Here is a 19,161-nt window from a genome sequence, read left to right on the forward strand (position 1 = left end):
CGGCACATTTGAGACTGCCAGACTTGATGGGTTCTAACAATCAAACCTGGCAGTCTGCCCTAGTAATCACAAATCACACTTATTCAGTTAAACACTTAACAGCAAAGTTTAATTACTAGCTTTAGAGTTATGATTGTGACTCTTGATGTTTTCACTCAGCATGGTATTGAGTTTTTCTCCACCCTTGGCCGCAAAATCTAACGTACGTATTGGGAATGGTATTAAGATATCAGCTTCTTCTAGGGCTTTTTTTATTGCTACTACGGCTTTATGTCTTGCGATCATAAAGCCTGGTTCACCAGGGTAATCTATCCAGAACCAAACTAGTAAATTCACGCTACTGTCGCCAAAACCCTCGGCAAAGACATCCGTTTCATCATGTTTAATCACAAAGTCCAATTTGTTGATTGCCTTAACTATGACCTGTTGGGCTGTGGTTGGATCGTTGGCATAGGAAATACCGACTGGAACTTCAATTCTGCGGATCCCTGTCACTGTGAAATTAGTTAAAATATTTCTAAACAGGATTTTATTTGGCACTATCTCCAACTGACCAAAGAAAGTCTCTACTAAGGTGTTTCTCAGGTTAATGGTTTTGACTGTACCAAACACATCATCTGCTTTAATCACATCACCGATTTGAAAAGGTTTACGTACCCCCATTGCAATACCAGCAATCATGTTTTCGGTCATATCTTGGAAGGCAAAACCTATGGCTAAGCCGATAATACCCGCACCTGCAAGTAAAGACGTCACTGTGCCCGACAAGCCAACAAAATCTAAACCAATAAACATACCAGTAAAAAATATACAAACTTTCAATATGGAGGCTAACAAATTTGAAATTTGTTTAGATTCAATGGTTCGGTAAAGTAAATTTCTAACTAGCCTACCAGCCACTTTTGCCATAATGGCAAACATTATGGTTATCAGCATAGCAACAACTAAATTAGGTAAATGTTTCACTCCTGCTTCGAGCCAAGTTTCTAGTTTTTCAAAAATCAAACTCCAGAACTTGTCAACTTGTAAAAATTCCATGTAGGCTCCTAATGAATGAAAATGACTATAAATTTGCAGGTGCATATACTTTTATTGTTTAACACTAGGTTGAAACACTAATGTATGTGGATTTACTCATAATGGGCTTAACTTGCCTGCATATAAGCAGTGTATTCGTCAGCAAGTTCTAGCTTTTGCTTTTGATCCAGCACTTTTCCGGCTTGCTGAAAAAACCTTAGTTCTTCCTCTTCTAAATGGTGCAATACCTTGTGTTGCAGCTCTTTCATCACTTTTAACCAAATGGGTGAACTTAACTCAGTGTTTTCTAACTTGGCGACAAGCTTATCAATATCGTGATGCTCAGCAATACCATGACGACTTACCGTTACTGTTTGATCTGTTTTAATTAAAGGCACATAAAAATATCGCTCTTCTGCTATGGCATGTTCTGCTAGGTTTTGTTTTAAGTCTTTAAAAAATTCTTCTCGATTAGGAGAGCCCGCTTTTGTTTCTAGCAGAGCGCTCATTAATAAACGTTGTTTTTCATGATCTACCTTAAGTGCATTAAAAATATTCATAATATTCCTCATCTAATTAATTTTGATTCGAAACTAAATAAGCCAGTTTTACACCAAAACTATAAACCATTGATTAATATTGATTTTTTATAGATCACATACAGATAGCTTTAGTCGGGCTAGACTTAATTCAGAAAAAATTACATAGCTTTTGTATTCTTTTCATAGTTTAAATTGAACATATTTACTTATTGAATAAACCCTAACCAGCATGTTTGTAACACTTTCCAATACGAGGCGTCACGAGTCTGAAATTTTTACATTGGATATAGAACAAATTACTCATATCAGTATAAATATTTTTTAAATACAAAATATTTATCATATTTATCAATAACTTAAAAGTTGGCACCTTTATGGCATTAGTTACATTGAACTTCAAAACAGGAGATATTTATGAAACGTTCAACTCTTTCACTTTTAGTAGCAGCTGTAATTAGTACAACTTCTCTTAACGTCAATGCACAGAATAATTGGCAAGATAGTGCCAAAGATGCTTGGATAGACGGAAAAGCTGAATCAACCATTTTGTTTAGTACTCATTTAAATTCGTTTGACATTAATACAGATGTTAAAAATGGCGTAGTAACACTAACAGGTAAAGTTGAGACTGAAGTAGATAAAGCACTAGCTGAAGAACTCATGCTTTCTTTAGATGGTGTTCAAAACGTCAATAATGCACTTACTGTTCTCTCGAAGTCTGACATAAACAATGACAGTGAGATTGTACAAAAACTCAAAGACTCCAAAGTAGAAACAGTAGTAAAAACCCGTTTATTATTTGAGTCAGAAGTCGATGGCTTAGATATAAATGTTGAAGCAACAAATGGTGTAGTGACCTTAGAAGGTAAGGTCGATAGTGAAGCACAGCGCAAGCTAGCTATCACTATTGCCAAAAACACCAATGATGTGGAAGAAGTGGTAAATAAATTAGAACTTGTTGCTAACTCTTAAACCTAGCACCACGCCCCTTGGTTAACCCAAGGGGCGTTTTTCAATACCTTAAAGCCCTTTCTTTTGGAAATTTCAACTATGTTTAGGTTCATTTGCACTAAATACAAAACTAAAGCGGATAACATTCAAGTGGATGTTAAGACCTCCCCTGACAATCCTATGACCCATTACAATTGGTTTGCCAGGTACCATAAAGAGCCCCAAAAACCTACTTCAGAAAGTTAGTCAGACAAGATTCTGCGCAAACAAAGCCGTTAATTTATCTCTATTTAATGGCTTTAACACCGCTTTTGCACAACCATATTGCTGTAAGTTTGCTAAAGAGACTTCTTCACCCGATACAATCACGATTTCATCTATGGCAAAACTATTATTGATCTCTGTGGCCAACTCAAATCCATGACCATCAGGTAAATGTAAATCCAACAGTACCTTATGCCATTTAGCACAAGTAGGTAAAATATCTAAACAGGCTTGGGCTGTGTGAGCCACCTTAACTTTACAATTTAACGACTCTAACAACAATTTGGTAATTTCTGCGGCGTCATAGTCATCCTCCACTAATAGGATGTTTTGTTCGGGTAATCTTTGCCCGTCTTTAGGTGTTGCTAAAGTTGATTTCGGAGAAATTGATTTTGCAGAATCTGGATTATTAGCCGCCAATGCCTTAGCCAGTAACTTATTTAACAATACCTTGTCTACGGGTTTAGATATTACGTAATTGAACCCTAGACTTTTCAAAAGATCTGAGACACCTTTCATGGTAGCCGCTGTTAAGGCCACGACAGGCTTTTCAAAACCTAACTCTCTTATTTTAACTATGGCTTTTTTACCGTCTAATACTGGCATATGAATATCCATAATCACAGCATCGTACTGTGCCTGACCTTGAGCATTCAAATTAATTTTATCAATTGCCTCTTGTCCATTACTTGCAAAGTCGACTTCTAAGCCAAAAGAACCTACAAGATGCCCGACTAACTTGCGAATATCCAAAAGGTCGTCAACCACCAGCACTTTTCCCGTCAGGCTAACTATCTCTTTATTATTTGGCGTGTACTTGGTTTGTTCAAAGCTAGGCACAAAATATTCAACGCTTTCAGCTACTTCTAGATTTAAGGTTAAGGTAAAACAGCTGCCTTCATCTATAACAGAAGAAACAGAGATGCTCCCACCTAATTTGTTGGCTAATTCTGAAGAAATGGCTAACCCCAAACCTGCACCAATTTCTCGCCTAGAAATAATGTCGGCTACTTGTTCAAAGGGTTGAAAAATATTATCAAGCTCAGACTGAGCAATACCCGTTCCAGTGTCTACAACTTTAAACTCTAAACTCACTTTGCCGGTTTTTTCTTGGTGTGCCGAAACATATACTTCAACGCCTCCCGTTTCAGTAAACTTAATGCCATTATGGATCAGGTTAATTAAAATTTGCCTCAGCCGGGTAGGATCAGAATGGATCCTTTCTGGTAATTTAGTAGTGGCACTAATAACTAAATCAATGCCTTTGTCTATTGCAGACACTTGCATCAAAGTCAGAATGTCAGTTAAAAAGCTATCAATATAAATATTGGTGGGATTTAGTTCTAGTTTATTGGCTGCAATTTTTGACAGATCTAACACATCATTCAATAGACTCAATAAATGCTGGCTATTGTTTAAAATAATGTTGAGTTCAGAGTGTCCGACTGCCACTTCTTTATTTTCAAGTAGTAATTCGGTATAACCCAAAATAGAGGTTAATGGGGTACGTAGCTCATGACTTAGATGGGCTAAAAAACGATCTTTGGCTCGAATTTTTGTTTCAATATTAATTCGTTCCAAACGTTCTTTTTCAGCCTCATGCCTGGCTAGTGCATAAAGTATAGCCCTAGAAAATCTAGGACTATCAAATTCTGACTTGACTACAAAATCTACTGCACCTGCGTCAAGGGCTGCTTTATCGAGTACACTATCTGACTGGCCTGTTAACATAATAATAGGCGTTCGACATTGCATATCGCTCGCAGTTTCGAGTACGGTTAGGCCGGTATAAGCGCCCAGTTGGTAGTCCAATAAACAAATGTCATGCACATTGCTTTTTAAGTGAGTAATAGCGTCATCAGGTGTTGATACCCAATCAATAATAAAGCTGTAATTATCTAGGACATCTAGACAATCGCGAGCAATAACATAATCATCTTCATCGTCTTCAACAATTAATATTCGCGCAACTTTTTTAGCTTTCATGCTCTTATTTGCAGCTTTCATTGTCTTTATTAATCATAATTCGCTACCTGCGGTTATTCGGAAGCTCAACAAATTCAATCCAGTACCTACCTAATGCCTTCATCAAGCTAACTAACCCTTCAAAATTTACCGGTTTAGTAATATATGAAGCTGCACCTAAGCCATAACCTTTGACCATGTCTTCCTCTTGTTTAGAGGTGGTAAGTATCACTACAGGTATGGTTTTTAAGTCAGGATCCTGTTTGATTTCTTTTAATGCTTCACGGCCGTCTTTTTTAGGCATGTTCAAGTCCAATAAAATTAAGCTGGGTCGTGGGTATTTGTCTTCATCTTGGTACCGCCCCTGACGCTTTAAATAGTGCAGTAACTCTTCGCCATCTTCGACACAATACAGCTGATTTAACACTCTGCTTTCATCCAGAGCGTCTTTGGTTAATAGCCGGTCATCTTCATCATCATCAGCCATTAATATGGTTATGGGTTTCTTAGTTAAATCGTTCACTGTCTATCTCTTCTTGATTAAATAAGGTTGCGTCTACAGGAATATCAATAATAAACTGAGCCCCCTTGCCTTTTTCACTTTTGGCTTGGATTGTTCCGCCATGCCTTTCAACTATCCGGCGACACACAGCGAGCCCGATACCAGTACCTTTATATTCGCTTCGACCATGCAAACGCTGAAAAGGTACAAATATTTTGTCTGCAAACTCTTGGTCAAATCCAATACCATTATCCTCAACTATAAATCGATGAAATTGGTTCATGGCTTGGCTTTGCTCGTCTATACATTCTTGCAGAGAATAATGTACAGAAACCCGAGGTGGTTGCTCAGGCTGGCGAAACTTTACGGCATTGGATAGCAAATTTAAAAACAACTGGTACAGCTGACCTTCATCACCCGTTATTTCTGGCAAAGAATCGACTTTAATAACTGCTTGAGACTCTTCTATTGCAATATCTAGGTCACCTTCGACCTCTGATAATAATTTATCTAACTTAACTGAATTAAACGGCTTACCTCTAGTGGTAATCCGAGAAAACTCTAATAGATCATTAATTAAATTAGACATTCTTTCGGCGGCTAACTGCATACGATTTATATAGTCTTCGCCTTTTCCTTGTAACTCAGGGGCATAACTGGTTTTAAGTCTATCTCCAAATGCTCTTATTTTACGTAATGGTTCTTGTAGATCATGCGAAGCCACAAATGCAAAATCTTCTAACTCTCGGTTGCTTCGGGTGAGCTCTTCAGAATACAAGGTTAACGCTTCGGTTCTATCTGCCACTTGTTCTGCTAATTTTTCATTTTGTTGCTGTAAAGACACGCGTAATTTATTTTCATAATTTAAGTTTAACCGTGCTAATACCATCATACCTAATAGCAAGAAGCCACTTATGACGCCCGAAATTAAAAAATTAACCGTGGCTTCTTTCTGAATTTTCCCCAGCTCCGTATATAATTCGTTGCGATAGCTTATTTCAGATAACTGTATTTCCTGGATCACCTCGTAAATCGCGCGATATAAATCTTTACCACGCCCAGTCATGATCATTCGAAGTGCTGTATGGCCTTTATCTTTTAGTCCCAATTCGACCGTTTCTTGTAACTCCAACATTTTTTGATGACTGAGTTCGACCAATAATTCTACTTTTTCTTTGTTGTCATCATCATGTAAGTTGAGTTTTGACACTCGTTCCATTTGCTTGGTGACGGCTTTTAATGAACGCTGATAAGGCCGCAAATAATCTTCTACTTCGGTTAATAAATAACCTCTCTGCCCTGTTTCAGCCGATAATACAGATACATGAAGATCGCTGATAGCAATAGTGTTTTCTGAGGTTTGGTATAAACCTTTTTGAATAGCTGTTAGTTCTTTTATGGTGCTGATCGCCAAATAAGCGTTGCCAAATATTACGGTTAACACAATAAATGCAATCAATAGCCAAGTGGATTTTGCGTTACCTAATAAGCGCTTTGACTCGGTTGCCGAGTTCAAATCATTCATATTTTTGTTCACTTATATTTTGCAAAGAATCACTGCATTCTTGGCAAGCTGAAATAATTTTATCTAGCGCAACTAGGGCTTTATCTTTTGGCATATCGTTTTCTATGATCAACTTAATTAACTCAGCATTCATAGATATCCGATTTAATGGCCCTCTAGCATTGTGTATTTGTTTAGCCAAAGCTGTGGTTTTGTCTATAGACATTAAAATCCTCTGTTAAGATTATTCATTCAAATATTTAACTTACTCTTCAAAGTCCCCGTAGGCATGTAAACGGTTGTATAAGGTTTTAGTGCTGATACCTAACATGTCTGCGGCCGCCGTTTTATTTCCATCGACTTTTTCTAGGGTAATACGGATCAGCTCTTTTTCGACATCTTCTATGGTTTGACCTGCACTCACACTATTATTCGCTTTTTTAACTAATGAAAATGGCGACTGAAAGCTAGCGGGTAACTCAACTTGATTAGATTGAGGATCGCTCATAATAAATGCTCTATGCACACAATGACGTAACTCCCTTACGTTGCCAGGCCAATCATAGTCTTTGAGTTTGGATAGCTGCGCTTCACTCCAAGCAAATTGACTATTGTTTTCTTGATTCAGCTCATCTAAAAATGCATTGGCCAATAGTGGAATATCCTCTGCTCGTTGTCGCAAAGGCGGAATATCAATTGGAAATACCGCTAATCTAAAATAGATGTCTTCACGCAACACCTTGTCTGTGGCAATTGACTCAACAGCTCGGTTAGACGCAGATATAACTCGACAGTTTACTGGTATCTCTTTTGTTCCACCAACACGGACCACCTTTTTACTCTCTAGCACTCTTAATAGATTGGGTTGCATATCCATTGGCATTTCAGTAACTTCATCCAAAAATAGCGTGCCATTTTCAGCTCGTTCAAATACCCCGTCCTTTTTACTAACCGCACCGGTAAAAGCACCTTTTTCATGACCGAAGAGCTCACTGCCTATTAACTCTTTTGACAAGGCACCACAGTTTGTTGCGACCAACTCCCCTAGTGCGCCACTTGCTTGGTGAATAGCATGCGCGATAACCTCTTTACCCACGCCACTTTCGCCCATTAACATGACATTTGCTTGAGTACTTGCCACTCTTTGTATCATGGTATAGAGATTATGCATGGACTCAGATTCACCTAACAAACAACCAAAATGTTTTGTAAATTTTGTGGTTTTACTATTTGTTTTAGCTTTGGGCTTACGAGATAGGGCTGACTCAATATCTTCACGCTGTATTGGTTTAACTAAATAATCAATTTTAGGTCCACAGATCTCAGATAACATGCCTTTTACAGCGGGATGTCCAGTAATAAAAGTCACATAGGGTTGGGGGGCCAATGTTTTAAGTTCATCCAATAGATGCAGTCCACTGCCATCAGGCAACATGAAATCTAATAAAATATGGTCAAATGGCTGGCTAATTATCCATTGTTTTGCTTCAGTTAGCGAAGAGGCTACGCTGGTATTGTGTCCCAAAAACTCAATAATATTAGAAGCTATATCGGTAAATTCGGTATCATCATCCACTAACAGTACATTTAACAAATGTTCGTCCTTCTTTTTTAATTTGGTATAAACAAATCTAGCTTGGTAACAAACTAAATATATCCTAAGCACTATGCTTGCAAAAACCTTATAGGATATTACGAAGTAAGGGTATTTTTAAATCTTTAAAGTAGCAAAGTCACAATATACGATTTAATCCTTTGCTAGTCAGCCTCCAATAGTACACGGGTTTCATCTATTAATACTGAACTTGCAAAATAATGGAAAATGATCTGAGTCTATCGAGGGTAAACGTTCGATAGCGATTAAGCTAAATTCTTGACTGTGGAAAATATGATCTAGCGGCCATCGACATAAAGGGTAACTCGCATGGAAAGTATTAAAACAACCACGACCGACCCTAGGATCGAGTAAACCGCTAACCTTGCGAAATTCTCGTGTTGTTTTTGACCAAGCCACATCATTTAAATCACCAGTAACAACAGTAGGCAGCTCAGATTTCTGAACTAAATTAGCAATTTGAATAAGTTCTATATCCCTAGCCGTTGATGCTTCGTTTTCGGTTGGACTAGGTGGGGCCGGATGTAGGAAGTGACACTTAATGACATGTTGTTCGGACACTCTAACTTTACAGTGTACAGAAGGGATCCCTTCTTGTACTAACTCCAGTACTTCAGTATCAATTAATTTGTACTTGCTATATACATGCATGCCGTAAAGATTATCTAACGGTTGTTCAACCCGATAGGGGTATTCCTCAGCTAACACAGATAATGCCTGCTGCCACTTTATATCTGATTCTAGCGTGACAATGATATCGGGTTGATACTGATGAATTAAAGCTAAAAGTTTAGCCGTAGATTTATTATGCATATATACATTGGAGGTTAAAAAACTAATAGTCGTTGAGGTGGAATTACTCTCAACTAAATCAACTTCACTAGACGCAAACCATGTATATGGAAATATCCACCAAGCTTGATAACAAAATATACATAAGTTGATTACCAACAGTACAGAACTTAAACCCCCTTGGCCCCAAGTTAACACACATAAAAAATTAACACAGGTGAGTACCGAAAGTTGCAATCGAGGAAACTCCCATACCCTAAAAATCCAATGATCAAAAGAGGTAATTGGTAATAGGGTTAAAAGCAATAGAACAGAAGTAGTTATACTTGTTATCTCATTCACAAAATTATCACCCACTTAAATTAAAACTAATCCTAAGCAACTTTTAAGCCTTTGTTACACAATACATACAGCGGATTTTGCTTAAGACGTCACTATGCAGTAATAGTTGTTCCCTTTCACATAGCCAGAACCGGCGAGTTTTAAAAGAGTATCTCTGAGTTACATGACCTCGAAAAAGAACAGGCTCATATTTATCAAGGCTATCCTTTTAATCGAGAGCTATCAGCTATGCCTTTGATTAAGCCCTTTTAAATACTCGCTGAGTGACTACTTATTAAGAGCGAATGGTATTACTAAGTCATGAAAATGTTGCATACCGGTTTGTAGTATTTACACACATTTTTTCTTCACTCACTAAATACTAAAACCAACTTTGGTACTAAAGCCTTGTATAACATGCAATTAACGCACACCAAGTTCATTGGCATGGTGGTTGCAAAATTGATTGTGAGCCTGCTCATTAAGAGTAGAAACTTATCACAAGTATCAAAGGAACAACTTATGGCAACTCAAACATCATCAGCTAGAACGAAAAAAACGGATAACAATTCTGCTTCGAATGGGGATTCACCTGTTTCAGAAAAAGTGACCGAAACACTGCATCACTCAGTTGACCAACTAGGTGAGCAAGTGGCTAGAACGGAAGAAAAACTGAGAGAAACCGCTTCGTCCTCGGCTGAATCTATAAAGAAAAATCAGCTTAAAGCCAAAAAAATGTGGGATGACTCAGCTGTTGGCAAGTATACCAAAGAGCACCCTGTTGCTTCTGCAGGAATAGCCTTCGCAGCAGGCATGTTGCTCACAAGTTTAATTAAAAGAAAGTAATATTGATTATGAAGGCTTCGTCAGACAATCAGGCTGAACAAAGTGAAAACCAGGCGTCAGCTAATGACGCCGAGTTTTCAAAACCAATACCTGCTTGGGAGCAACTAATAAATGCTTACAAGATGCAAATACTTAAAGCCACTGAATTGGTTTCTTCTGAATTAGCCTTATCACTCAAAGCGATAACCTTTTGTTGGCTTAGCATCTTGGTTATGCTCGGATTAAGTGCGTTAATTTGGATAACCTTATGTGCTTCATTTGCCTACTGGATTTACACAATTACAGGGTATTGGATTGTAATGCCTATTGTTGTGATCACATTAAATGGTATTGGGGTGTGGTTTGCACTACAAATCTATAAAAAATGTAAGCCTGCTATAGGACTACCGAACTCAAAAAAAGCGCTGTTTTAACCGATAACCTGAAAAATGAGGTGCAAAATGTTTGATCCACTTAGTAAGCAAAAGAAGCAGTTAAATAGCCATAGACAAGATTACTTGATCTTAAAAGCCCACAAAGATTTTCAGCTTCGCTATGCTAAAAATCAAACAAATAATTTATTAAGCTCGCCTAAAGGCTTGCTAACTAGCTTTATTCTAGGCGCTTGCAACGGCGCTACTCCAGCTAAATCAGTCACCGGGCACACTAAAGCAATCACTTTACTCGAACGCTTTTTGACACTTTGAAAATTAGCATACCCGCAAATTGTGTTCTAACAAGCTTTCTTCTAACAAACTTTCTTCTAACAAGCTTTCTTCTAACAAGCTTTTATCTAAAAACTAGTCTCCTAATCTAAGTAAAGACAGTTTAACGTTTGTATACTTGCCCGTTTTTCATAACGAAAGAGACGCTCTCCAGTACTTCAATATTTTTCAGGGGATCAGCCGATACCGCTACCAAATCAGCAAACTTTCCTTTAGTCACACTGCCCAAGTTTTCTTGTTGTTTTAATAAAGTAGCAGCGTTAATTGTACTGGCCTGAATAGCTTGTAGTGGTGTCATACCAAATCTGACCATACGAGCAAACTGCTTAGCGTTATCACCATGAGGATAAATACCCGCATCAGAGCCTAACACCATATTTACACCAGCTTTAACCGCAGCGGTAAAACTAGCTCGTTGAATAGCGCCCACTTGGCGTTCTTTGTTTAGGTTTTCTTCTGGTACGCCGTTTTCTTCGCCTTTAGACAAGGTATATTCTGTGTTGTAGATATCCATAGACAAATAGGTGCCTTTTTCTTTAGCTAAAGCAATCGTTTCAGCATCTAAGAAACTGGCATGTTCAACCGAGTCTACCCCTGCTTTAATCGCGAATAAAATACCTTCGGTACCATGAGCATGGGCTGCCACGATTTTACCATGAGTATGGGCTTCATCGACTATGGCCTGCATTTCTTCCAATGTATACTGGCGCATGCCTACTTTAGTGCCTTTTGAAAACACACCGCCTGTAGCGCAAAATTTAATTACATCTACACCATACTTAATGTTTTTGCGTACCATCTTACGTACTTCCCAAGGGCCATCTGCCACACCATCAGCTTTAAGTTCATAACTTTGATTTAGCGAATTATCATCACAATGCCCCCCCGTAATCCCTAACGATGGGCCAGAGGCAAAAATTCTAGGTCCAGCAACTTCGCCATCAGCAATGGAGTTACGTAAGGCTACATCCATATAATCTGCAGAGCCAAGCTCTCTTACAGAGGTAAACCCAGCCATTAAGGTTTTTTCAGCATTCACTACACCTCCGATCACAGATCTATGGGGTGACTGAAACAAGCCCGCAAAAAAGTCGTTAGCTAAAGGCCCCATCATGTGGGTATGCATGTCCATAAAACCTGGTAATAAATACTGATCTTGTAAATCAATCACAGTAGCATTATCTGGGATTTTAGCCGTTGCCGAAGTAATTTGACTAATACGTTCATTTTCAATAAAAATCAGTTGGTCTTTTTGCCATTTTCCAGACTCAAAATCTAATACATGGCCTGCTTTTATTACTGTATTCGCCTGAGTAACAGGTAAAAAAACAAAAGAGAAAAGTACAAATAAAAATGTAATTCGGCTAAACATGGCGAGTACCTGCGTGAGTGTAAAATTAAGAAATCGTGTAACTGCATAATGCCTAATTTGAGTAAATTAGGCAATTGTCTGCAATTACGTTTTTATTTAGTCTTAATATTCAGTTAATCTGCTTACCTCAAGATCGGGATATTTAGCTTCTAAATGGTGGAAACAGATCATTAAATATTATTCAACTACAGCCTTAGCAAAACATTTAAAGATGGAGCCCAAGATACTCTTTTTTAAACTTGTTGAAGTCAATTTTATTGTGCGTGAAGATGACAAGTGGACGTTAACCGCCAAAGGTAAACTCGCTGGCGGTAAAATTAAAACCTCGGTTAAGCTAGGAGATTATATTGAGTGGCCTGAAGGTTTTAACTTAGAAAAACTCCCAGACCATCAAACTCCCGATACACAGATTGAAATGAAGACCTCCACTAAATTGGGTAAAGAATTAGGTGTGTCGGCAATTAAACTTAACCATGTTTTTGCAGAGCTTGGCTGGGTATACCGCAGTATGCGAGGCTGGGTAGCTACCGAGCGCGGGCTCAGTCAAGGTGCAGAACAAAATGAAGACTCTCGTTCTGGTATACCCTATGTAAAGTGGCCAATTACTATTACTCAGACACAGTTTTTATTAAACTCAATTGCCGCCGTTAAACCATCGAACATGTTAACAAAGGATGAAACCAATTCTCACAGTGACAAACACCAAGCTATCGACGGCCATAACCTTGATTCAATAGCTGAAATGTTAATTGATAACTGGTTATACATGGCAGAAATCCCCCATGCTTATAAACGCAGATTACCCATAGAAGAAGAGGTACATTGCTGCTTTTACATCCCAACGGGCAAGGTGTACATTGAATATTCGCCAGCCTATACCGATGCTAAAGACCAAGCCAGAAAGGATAAAAAATTGGCCATTTATCAAAAATACGGCTTTAACCTTATCGAGCTAAACGAGCAAGATATAGCAAATTTAGATGAAATCTTAGCTCGTTTATTACTCAAGTTTGGTGTATTGGCTTATTAAGCTGGTAAACTACATAAGCCTTTTTGTCACTTTTCTGACGTTAAAAAGAAGAGTTTAAAAACGTCCTATCTAATGTCCTTCGGTAACACACCTTGCAGACACACTCTAAAAATACTAGGCATATACAGAGTATATACACAGTTCCATTCTAAACTAAATTTAAAAATCCTTAAATTACAAAAACTTAAACTCCCCCCTACAAATAACGAATAAAATTCAAACAAATAATTTGCTAACTGTGCATACCTGTATATACTGTGCATATTGTGTATATACAGCGATGTTATTTAATGACGATTAAATTGTTTCTTTCGCAAACAGACAGTCGGCCCATGTATCAGCAGATCATGGTGCAAATAAAACAAAAAATCTCAGTTGGGGATTGGCAGACAGGATTTCATTTACCTTCCATTCGCGAGATGGCAGCAGCGACGGGTGTCAGTGTAATAACTGTTAAACGTTCTTATTCTGAGCTCGAGCGAGAAGGTGTGATTTACACCCAGCAAGGTAGAGGATCTTTTGTAGCTGAAACGACTAGCATACGCAGTGAACTGCAATTAGCTGAGTTAGACGAAAAATTAAAATTGGCGGTGGAACACGCTCGGCAACTTGGTTTGAGTGATGCGGAAACGGTCGAGAGGATTCAACAAGTGTTATTAAACACAGCAATTTAGTCATAGCTTTTTTAAAAGCATACGTTTTAAAAGTATATTTTTTTGAAAACTGACTATTTAAACGCGCTGACTAAACACAGATAATTTAGGTGAATGTAATGCAAGATTTAGCGATTCAACTACAAAATGTAAACAAACATTTTAGCTACTTCGATTTGGAAAATGTTGATTTAACCTTGCCTAAGGGGCAAATAATGGGTTTTGTAGGTGCCAACGGGGCGGGTAAATCCACTACAATCCGCCTCATTATGGGCCTAATGCAAGCTGATAGTGGCGATGTAACTGTTTTAGGGCAATCTATGCCGAAAATGCAAACTCAAGTGAAACAAGACCTGGGTTACAGCTCCGAAGAAATGAAGTTATATGGTGCACAAAACTTAGCTTGGCATATTAATTTTATTAAATCAGTGTATCCAAGTTGGGACGATAGTTACGCCAAAGAATTACTCCACAGGTTCGATTTAAACCTAGAGCAAAAGGTAAAACAATTCTCTAAAGGGCAACATATAAAAGCACAATTGTTATTAGTGTTGGCCCGTAAACCTAAGTTATTAGTGTTAGACGAGCCCACCACAGGCTTAGATCCTGTGGCACGCCAAGAAGTAAACAATGAACTGGCTTTAATCCTCAGAGACGAAGAAAGAACGGTGCTGTTTTCGTCGCACAATACAGCAGATGTTGAAAAGATATCTGACCAAATTACCTTTATTGATCGTGGCCGTATTATTGATAGCCATGACAAAGAGACTTATTTGGATAGCTGGCGCCGTATCCAACTGGAACTGCCATCTGAACTACCACTGCAACCTACTGGAAATGTCATTCAGATTGAACAAGAAGGGCGTATTGCTTCAGTTATCAGCAACAAATTTGATCCGTTAATTTTAGAGGCTTATCAACAACAAAATATTAAAATCAATGCCGTGGAAAACATGAATTTAGAAGAAATATTTTTAGCCAATGTTAACCGCTCTCGCATTGTTAGAACAAAAGGAGCGCAGCAATGAACACTTTGATGATCACAAAATTAATTAACAAAGACTGGCAATTATATAAGTTGTATATTGCGGGCTATATCGCTTTGGGCTGTATCGCAGCCATTCTAATGACAATGCCTTCGTATACTGTATTTTATATTGGAGTCGTATGGTTAATTACTATACTCATAGGCGCTAGTGCACATATAATTTTAAGTACAACGATAAGCGAAATTAAAGAGTCACAATTTTCATTCTTGATGGGCTTACCCATTAAACCCATTGACTATACCATCTCTAAACTTATCGGAGGTTTAGGCATTTACCTGGTCTGTTGGCTACCAATAGTAGCTGTGTTAATTGGACTCATACTAACCAGCAAGTTGCCTGATGGCATGGTGCCAATAGCTTTAATTCTGTGTTTAGAGATACTGGTTGCCGCGGCGATACTGCTATGTGTGAGCATACTGTCTAGCTCATTACCAGTCAGTATCATTGTTATGGTAATACTCAATGTTTTCTTTAACTTATTTATGTTTTATGTGGCAGGACTGAATGAAATTGGCCCCTTTATCGAACAACCTGATATCGCATTTAACAGTACGGTTTTCACCATAATTGCTGCTGAAATCGGAGTCATTGCACTTGTAGTTTCGGTAACACTTTATATCAAATCACGAAAGGCCTGTTTTCTCTAAACTGCTCCTTATTTAAGGCGCGTTGCGCGCCACCAAATTTATATAACTTTTACATAAGAGGTACTCATTATGGGTAGTCCCGATCGTGTCCATTACATGGACAACTTAAGGGCATTTGCCATGTTATTAGGCATATTCTTTCACGCTGCCTTGGCTTACAGTCCAATGTTACATCAAGTAATTCCTGTGGCGGATCCACAAAATTCAATCTGGGTTGATGTATTAGCGTTTTTTAGCCACACATTCAGAATGCCGTTGTTTTTTATCATAGCTGGATTCTTTGCCGCTATGTTAATCAATAAAAAAGGCTTAACACACATGTTTAAAAACAGGATGTTGCGGGTAGGCTTGCCCTTTGTGGTATTTTTGCCCCTATTATATGTGTCGCTTGGTCTTATGTTTGGCTGGGCCATAGAGGATGTTGAACACAAGTCTCCTATGTTAGAGATGATTGCCGCAATGGCCCAGATGCCTGATGCGCCTCCACCTGAGCCTTCAACGGTACATTTGTGGTTTTTATATTACCTAGTATTTTTCTATGTATTGAATCTTTTATTAGTCAAATTTGTCAAGGTGGATTGGGCTAAACGGGTGTTTAATCGTCCAAAGTTATTCTTGTTACTTAGCCCTTTATTGTTAGCTATGACCTTGGCCTCACAGCACGCACCTTTTCCTGCTCCAGAGAAATTTATACCCCAACTATGGGCAACTGTATTTTTTGGATTGTTATACTGCTTTGGTTACGGTTTATACAAATGTGAAGCATTTTTAGATAAGTTAAAACCCTACTTACCCATTATGTTTACTCTCTCAGTACTGGCATATGGACTACTGTACATACAGGTTGATACCCCAGCCACTATGCAGCAAATGATGGAAAACGGAGCACAACCACCCGCCTTCACCCTGAAACAATTTGGCTTAGGTCTATTACAAGCCATTCCGGCGCTATACCTGAGTCTATTTTTATTGGTAGTGGGTAAAACCTGGTGTAACCAACAAAGCTCTGTATTAAGACAAATATCCAATTCTTCCTACTGGATTTATATCATACATTTTCCACTTCTTTGGATGATCCAATTTTGGTTGTTAGATGTCGATTTACCGTTAATTGCTGAGTTCTTAATTAGCTCATTAGGCACTATCGCCATAGGGTATACCAGTTACTTATTATTGGTTAAAAACACACCAATAGGATGGTTATTGAATGGTAGAAAGAAGCCTACCTATATAGATATTAACGAACCTAAATTCATAAAATAAACAACTTGCTTACCCCTTTTTATTAAAGGGGTACTTGAGTATCACCACTGCATTGCAGTACTAACTTTTGTAAAAACACAATATTTATATTTTGGAGATTAAATAATGAAAAACTTAATTAATACACCTATTCAAATGGCAAAATATTTAGCCTTTTTTTCTATTATGGCTTTTTCTGGTAGCACTCTTGCTGCCTCACTAAGCGCCTTAGTTGATGACTTTAACCACAGCACTAACAACAATCTAGGGGTACAGCGTCAGTTTATGAATGATACAGTTGCAGGTGGTAAAACCAATACTGAACTTAAAATAACTGCAGGCGTTATGCATTATGAAGGTGATATTGTGCCGCCTCGCGGACAACCTGGCTGGGCGAGTTCAGTATTACTATTGGATCCACAAGGCTTACCTAAAGATGCCAGCGCTTTTGCAGGAGTAGAACTCAAAATCAGAGTCAATAAAGGCAACCTTTCGCTCTCTGCAAACAGTACTGAAATCACTAACTTCGATTACCACGCTGCAACTATTGTGACCGAAAACGACGGGGAATTTCATACTGTAAAAGTGCCATTTACATCCATGAAAAGAATGTGGTCAGAACAAACCGAACTCAACAAATCCACCATCAACAGCTTAAGCATCACAGCTTTCGACCTGCAGCAAGGTGCCTTTGATTTTGAAGTCGACGAAGTTCGTTTTTACTAGTGAATTAAACACCGGAGTATCTGCAATGAACAAATCAATATCAGTACCCATTCGAATGGACTACTTAGATGCAGTGCGAGCTTTCGCTTTACTATTGGGCATAGTTTTTCATGCTAGCCTGTCCTTTGTACCTATCTATATTGGTTGGGCGGTTATGGATATTAATACGAGTTCAGTCGTGACTGTATTTATGCTTATCAGCCACTCTTTTCGTATGTCATTATTCTTTTTCATTGCAGGTTTTTTCAGCCACATGACGTTTCATAAGCAAAGCACATCTGAATTTTTGAAATCTAAAGTGGTACGCCTTGGGATCCCTTTCGTCATTGGCTGGGTAATGTTACGTCCTTTACTGGTGTTGGGCTGGCTAGTAGGCGCAGAAAGCATGCGTGGCGACGTGGACTTTTTGTCATCATTAAACAACTGGCTGGCTTCGTCTATGGGTTATACCCATAACTTATTTACTGGTACCCATCTGTGGTTTTTATATTATTTGATGTTAGCCACTGGTGTTGTTTTAATTGCTCGATGTTTATTGGATTTAAATATTCGTCTTAAAGAATCCCTTGGTCAATATGCAGATAATATGGTTAGCTGGATCAGCCAATCTCCCTTTGCCTTAATATTACTAGCGGTGCCCACTGCAGCTTGCCTATGGTTTATGGCAAACCTAGGGATTGACACCCCCGACAAATCACTGTTCCCTTCCCTTCCAGTATTGCTCATTTACACTGCGTTTTTTCTACTTGGCTGGTTGTTTCATCGTCAAAAAAACATGATCGAAAAATTAGCTAAACTGACCCCAACTAAATTAGTAATTTGTTTATTAGCGATTGTAGCCACAGTTGTATTGTCTGATAAAAGCGACCAATCAAACAACCTAATGTTTAAAAGTGCACTGCTGTTTAGTTATGCACTAATGATGTGGTCATTAATTGTGGTAACAATCGGCGTGTTTAAACAATGGATAAATCGTCCCAACAAACTAGTGCGCTATATTGCGGATTCATCTTATTGGCTCTATCTCATTCATCTACCAGTGGTGATTGGATTACAAGTCGCTTTTGCTGAAATAGCACTGCACTGGTCATTAAAACTGCTGGCTATTTCTACCATCAGTCTACTTGCTTCAATTGTATTATATGACTTGTTAGTGAGAAGTACCTTTATCGGTAAAACCCTTAATGGCAAACGACAACCAAGAGTGTTATTCGCTAAACATAAGTCTTAAAAAATTGATGAATGGCCTGAAAATAAATGAGTGGAGGTCTTGAACTAGGAGCTAATTTAAATGCTCCTTTTTCACTTTCAAAAATGCAGTGGCAGCTTATACCATATATGGTATTACTTATGACGCGTGGCTATGGTTTAGTATGAGGATAAAATAGAAAACTTCACCTTTCCAAAGAGATAAGGATT

Annotated in this window: 20 protein-coding genes; 11 read left to right on the forward strand and 9 right to left on the reverse strand. The window is 38.3% G+C overall.

Annotated features, from left to right (window positions below):
- Positions 1-108 precede the first annotated feature (108 nt).
- Positions 109-1,038: a mechanosensitive ion channel family protein gene (locus L0668_RS06955; protein ID WP_235311371.1), complete on the reverse strand. Its 930-nt coding sequence runs from the start codon at positions 1,036-1,038 to the stop codon at positions 109-111.
- Positions 1,039-1,145: 107 nt separating this feature from the next.
- Positions 1,146-1,577 carry a hemerythrin domain-containing protein gene (locus L0668_RS06960; protein WP_235311372.1) on the reverse strand — a complete coding sequence of 144 codons (432 nt, stop codon included), beginning with the start codon at positions 1,575-1,577 and terminating at the stop codon, positions 1,146-1,148.
- A 396-nt stretch (positions 1,578-1,973) separates the two neighbouring features.
- On the opposite strand from L0668_RS06960, the gene L0668_RS06965 reads away from it, so the two are divergent.
- Positions 1,974-2,531, forward strand: a complete 558-nt coding sequence (locus L0668_RS06965; protein WP_235311373.1) for a BON domain-containing protein — start codon at positions 1,974-1,976, stop codon at positions 2,529-2,531.
- Between the two features lie 225 nt (positions 2,532-2,756).
- On the opposite strand, the gene L0668_RS06970 is transcribed toward L0668_RS06965, so the two are convergent.
- The 6 genes from L0668_RS06970 to L0668_RS06995 form a co-directional block, all read right to left on the reverse strand.
- The gene (locus tag L0668_RS06970; protein WP_235311374.1) at positions 2,757-4,760 is read right to left on the reverse strand and encodes a response regulator; all 2,004 of its coding nucleotides are present in this window, start codon (positions 4,758-4,760) and stop codon (positions 2,757-2,759) included.
- Between the two features lie 43 nt (positions 4,761-4,803).
- Positions 4,804-5,226, reverse strand: coding sequence for a response regulator (locus tag L0668_RS06975; protein WP_235311697.1), 423 nt, complete (start codon positions 5,224-5,226; stop codon positions 4,804-4,806).
- A gap of 19 nt (positions 5,227-5,245) precedes the next feature.
- A complete protein-coding gene (locus L0668_RS06980) occupies positions 5,246-6,766 on the reverse strand; it encodes a sensor histidine kinase (protein ID WP_235311375.1) in 1,521 nt (506 codons plus the stop codon).
- Complete coding sequence (locus tag L0668_RS06985; protein WP_235311376.1) at positions 6,759-6,971, reverse strand: histidine kinase; 213 nt, start codon at positions 6,969-6,971, stop codon at positions 6,759-6,761. The genes L0668_RS06980 and L0668_RS06985 overlap by 8 nt, the downstream gene beginning before the upstream one ends.
- Positions 6,972-7,010: 39 nt before the next feature.
- A complete protein-coding gene (locus L0668_RS06990; protein ID WP_235311377.1) occupies positions 7,011-8,339 on the reverse strand; it encodes a sigma-54-dependent transcriptional regulator in 1,329 nt (442 codons plus the stop codon).
- A gap of 192 nt (positions 8,340-8,531) precedes the next feature.
- Positions 8,532-9,389: an endonuclease/exonuclease/phosphatase family protein gene (locus tag L0668_RS06995; RefSeq protein ID WP_235311378.1), complete on the reverse strand. Its 858-nt coding sequence runs from the start codon at positions 9,387-9,389 to the stop codon at positions 8,532-8,534.
- A gap of 606 nt (positions 9,390-9,995) precedes the next feature.
- Here L0668_RS06995 and L0668_RS07000 point away from each other — a divergent pair.
- From L0668_RS07000 to L0668_RS07010, 3 genes are read left to right on the forward strand one after another with little or no spacing between them, the layout of a single operon-like run.
- A complete protein-coding gene (locus L0668_RS07000; protein WP_235311379.1) occupies positions 9,996-10,319 on the forward strand; it encodes a DUF883 domain-containing protein in 324 nt (107 codons plus the stop codon).
- An 8-nt stretch (positions 10,320-10,327) separates the two neighbouring features.
- Positions 10,328-10,732 carry a DUF2244 domain-containing protein gene (locus L0668_RS07005; RefSeq protein WP_235311380.1) on the forward strand — a complete coding sequence of 135 codons (405 nt, stop codon included), beginning with the start codon at positions 10,328-10,330 and terminating at the stop codon, positions 10,730-10,732.
- 27 nt (positions 10,733-10,759) lie between these two features.
- On the forward strand, positions 10,760-11,005 hold the full coding sequence (locus L0668_RS07010; RefSeq protein WP_235311381.1) for a hypothetical protein: 246 nt from the start codon (positions 10,760-10,762) through the stop codon (positions 11,003-11,005).
- A 121-nt stretch (positions 11,006-11,126) separates the two neighbouring features.
- Here L0668_RS07010 and L0668_RS07015 read toward each other — a convergent pair whose 3' ends face one another.
- Positions 11,127-12,395 carry a Xaa-Pro dipeptidase gene (locus tag L0668_RS07015; RefSeq protein ID WP_235311382.1) on the reverse strand — a complete coding sequence of 423 codons (1,269 nt, stop codon included), beginning with the start codon at positions 12,393-12,395 and terminating at the stop codon, positions 11,127-11,129.
- Between the two features lie 211 nt (positions 12,396-12,606).
- Here L0668_RS07015 and L0668_RS07020 point away from each other — a divergent pair, with 211 nt between their 5' ends.
- The 7 genes from L0668_RS07020 to L0668_RS07050 all read left to right on the forward strand — a co-directional run bounded on the left by L0668_RS07020 (position 12,607) and on the right by L0668_RS07050 (position 18,973).
- On the forward strand, positions 12,607-13,425 hold the full coding sequence (locus L0668_RS07020) for a glycerol kinase (RefSeq protein ID WP_235311383.1): 819 nt from the start codon (positions 12,607-12,609) through the stop codon (positions 13,423-13,425).
- Between the two features lie 290 nt (positions 13,426-13,715).
- The gene (locus L0668_RS07025) at positions 13,716-14,099 is read left to right on the forward strand and encodes a GntR family transcriptional regulator (protein ID WP_235311384.1); all 384 of its coding nucleotides are present in this window, start codon (positions 13,716-13,718) and stop codon (positions 14,097-14,099) included.
- Between the two features lie 98 nt (positions 14,100-14,197).
- On the forward strand, positions 14,198-15,106 hold the full coding sequence (locus L0668_RS07030) for an ABC transporter ATP-binding protein (RefSeq protein WP_235311385.1): 909 nt from the start codon (positions 14,198-14,200) through the stop codon (positions 15,104-15,106).
- Positions 15,103-15,774, forward strand: coding sequence for a hypothetical protein (locus L0668_RS07035; protein ID WP_235311386.1), 672 nt, complete (start codon positions 15,103-15,105; stop codon positions 15,772-15,774). The genes L0668_RS07030 and L0668_RS07035 overlap by 4 nt, the downstream gene beginning before the upstream one ends.
- Before the next feature lie 69 nt (positions 15,775-15,843).
- Positions 15,844-17,037, forward strand: a complete 1,194-nt coding sequence (locus L0668_RS07040) for an acyltransferase family protein (RefSeq protein ID WP_235311387.1) — start codon at positions 15,844-15,846, stop codon at positions 17,035-17,037.
- A 105-nt stretch (positions 17,038-17,142) separates the two neighbouring features.
- Entirely contained in the window at positions 17,143-17,742 is a 600-nt protein-coding gene (locus tag L0668_RS07045; RefSeq protein WP_235311388.1) for a CIA30 family protein, read from the forward strand.
- A 25-nt stretch (positions 17,743-17,767) separates the two neighbouring features.
- Positions 17,768-18,973 (forward strand): acyltransferase family protein, encoded by a 1,206-nt coding sequence (locus L0668_RS07050; protein WP_235311389.1) that lies wholly within the window; start codon positions 17,768-17,770, stop codon positions 18,971-18,973.
- The last annotated feature ends 188 nt before the right edge of the window (positions 18,974-19,161 follow it).

This window comes from Paraglaciecola algarum (assembly GCF_021532655.1).
GTDB lineage: Bacteria > Pseudomonadota > Gammaproteobacteria > Enterobacterales > Alteromonadaceae > Paraglaciecola > Paraglaciecola algarum.

Coding starts and splice junctions, on each gene's coding strand:
- L0668_RS06980 (WP_235311375.1), bottom strand. CDS start 6,766: ATGAATGATTTGAACTCGGCAACCGAGTCAAAGCGCTTATTAGGTAAC.
- L0668_RS07010 (WP_235311381.1), top strand. CDS start 10,760: ATGTTTGATCCACTTAGTAAGCAAAAGAAGCAGTTAAATAGCCATAGA.
- L0668_RS06985 (WP_235311376.1), bottom strand. CDS start 6,971: ATGTCTATAGACAAAACCACAGCTTTGGCTAAACAAATACACAATGCT.
- L0668_RS07020 (WP_235311383.1), top strand. CDS start 12,607: ATGGAGCCCAAGATACTCTTTTTTAAACTTGTTGAAGTCAATTTTATT.
- L0668_RS07000 (WP_235311379.1), top strand. CDS start 9,996: ATGGCAACTCAAACATCATCAGCTAGAACGAAAAAAACGGATAACAAT.
- L0668_RS06955 (WP_235311371.1), bottom strand. CDS start 1,038: ATGGAATTTTTACAAGTTGACAAGTTCTGGAGTTTGATTTTTGAAAAA.
- L0668_RS07030 (WP_235311385.1), top strand. CDS start 14,198: ATGCAAGATTTAGCGATTCAACTACAAAATGTAAACAAACATTTTAGC.
- L0668_RS07025 (WP_235311384.1), top strand. CDS start 13,716: ATGACGATTAAATTGTTTCTTTCGCAAACAGACAGTCGGCCCATGTAT.
- L0668_RS07035 (WP_235311386.1), top strand. CDS start 15,103: ATGAACACTTTGATGATCACAAAATTAATTAACAAAGACTGGCAATTA.
- L0668_RS06960 (WP_235311372.1), bottom strand. CDS start 1,577: ATGAATATTTTTAATGCACTTAAGGTAGATCATGAAAAACAACGTTTA.
- L0668_RS06970 (WP_235311374.1), bottom strand. CDS start 4,760: ATGAAAGCTAAAAAAGTTGCGCGAATATTAATTGTTGAAGACGATGAA.
- L0668_RS07005 (WP_235311380.1), top strand. CDS start 10,328: ATGAAGGCTTCGTCAGACAATCAGGCTGAACAAAGTGAAAACCAGGCG.
- L0668_RS07040 (WP_235311387.1), top strand. CDS start 15,844: ATGGGTAGTCCCGATCGTGTCCATTACATGGACAACTTAAGGGCATTT.
- L0668_RS07045 (WP_235311388.1), top strand. CDS start 17,143: ATGAAAAACTTAATTAATACACCTATTCAAATGGCAAAATATTTAGCC.
- L0668_RS07050 (WP_235311389.1), top strand. CDS start 17,768: ATGAACAAATCAATATCAGTACCCATTCGAATGGACTACTTAGATGCA.
- L0668_RS06965 (WP_235311373.1), top strand. CDS start 1,974: ATGAAACGTTCAACTCTTTCACTTTTAGTAGCAGCTGTAATTAGTACA.
- L0668_RS07015 (WP_235311382.1), bottom strand. CDS start 12,395: ATGTTTAGCCGAATTACATTTTTATTTGTACTTTTCTCTTTTGTTTTT.
- L0668_RS06975 (WP_235311697.1), bottom strand. CDS start 5,226: ATGGCTGATGATGATGAAGATGACCGGCTATTAACCAAAGACGCTCTG.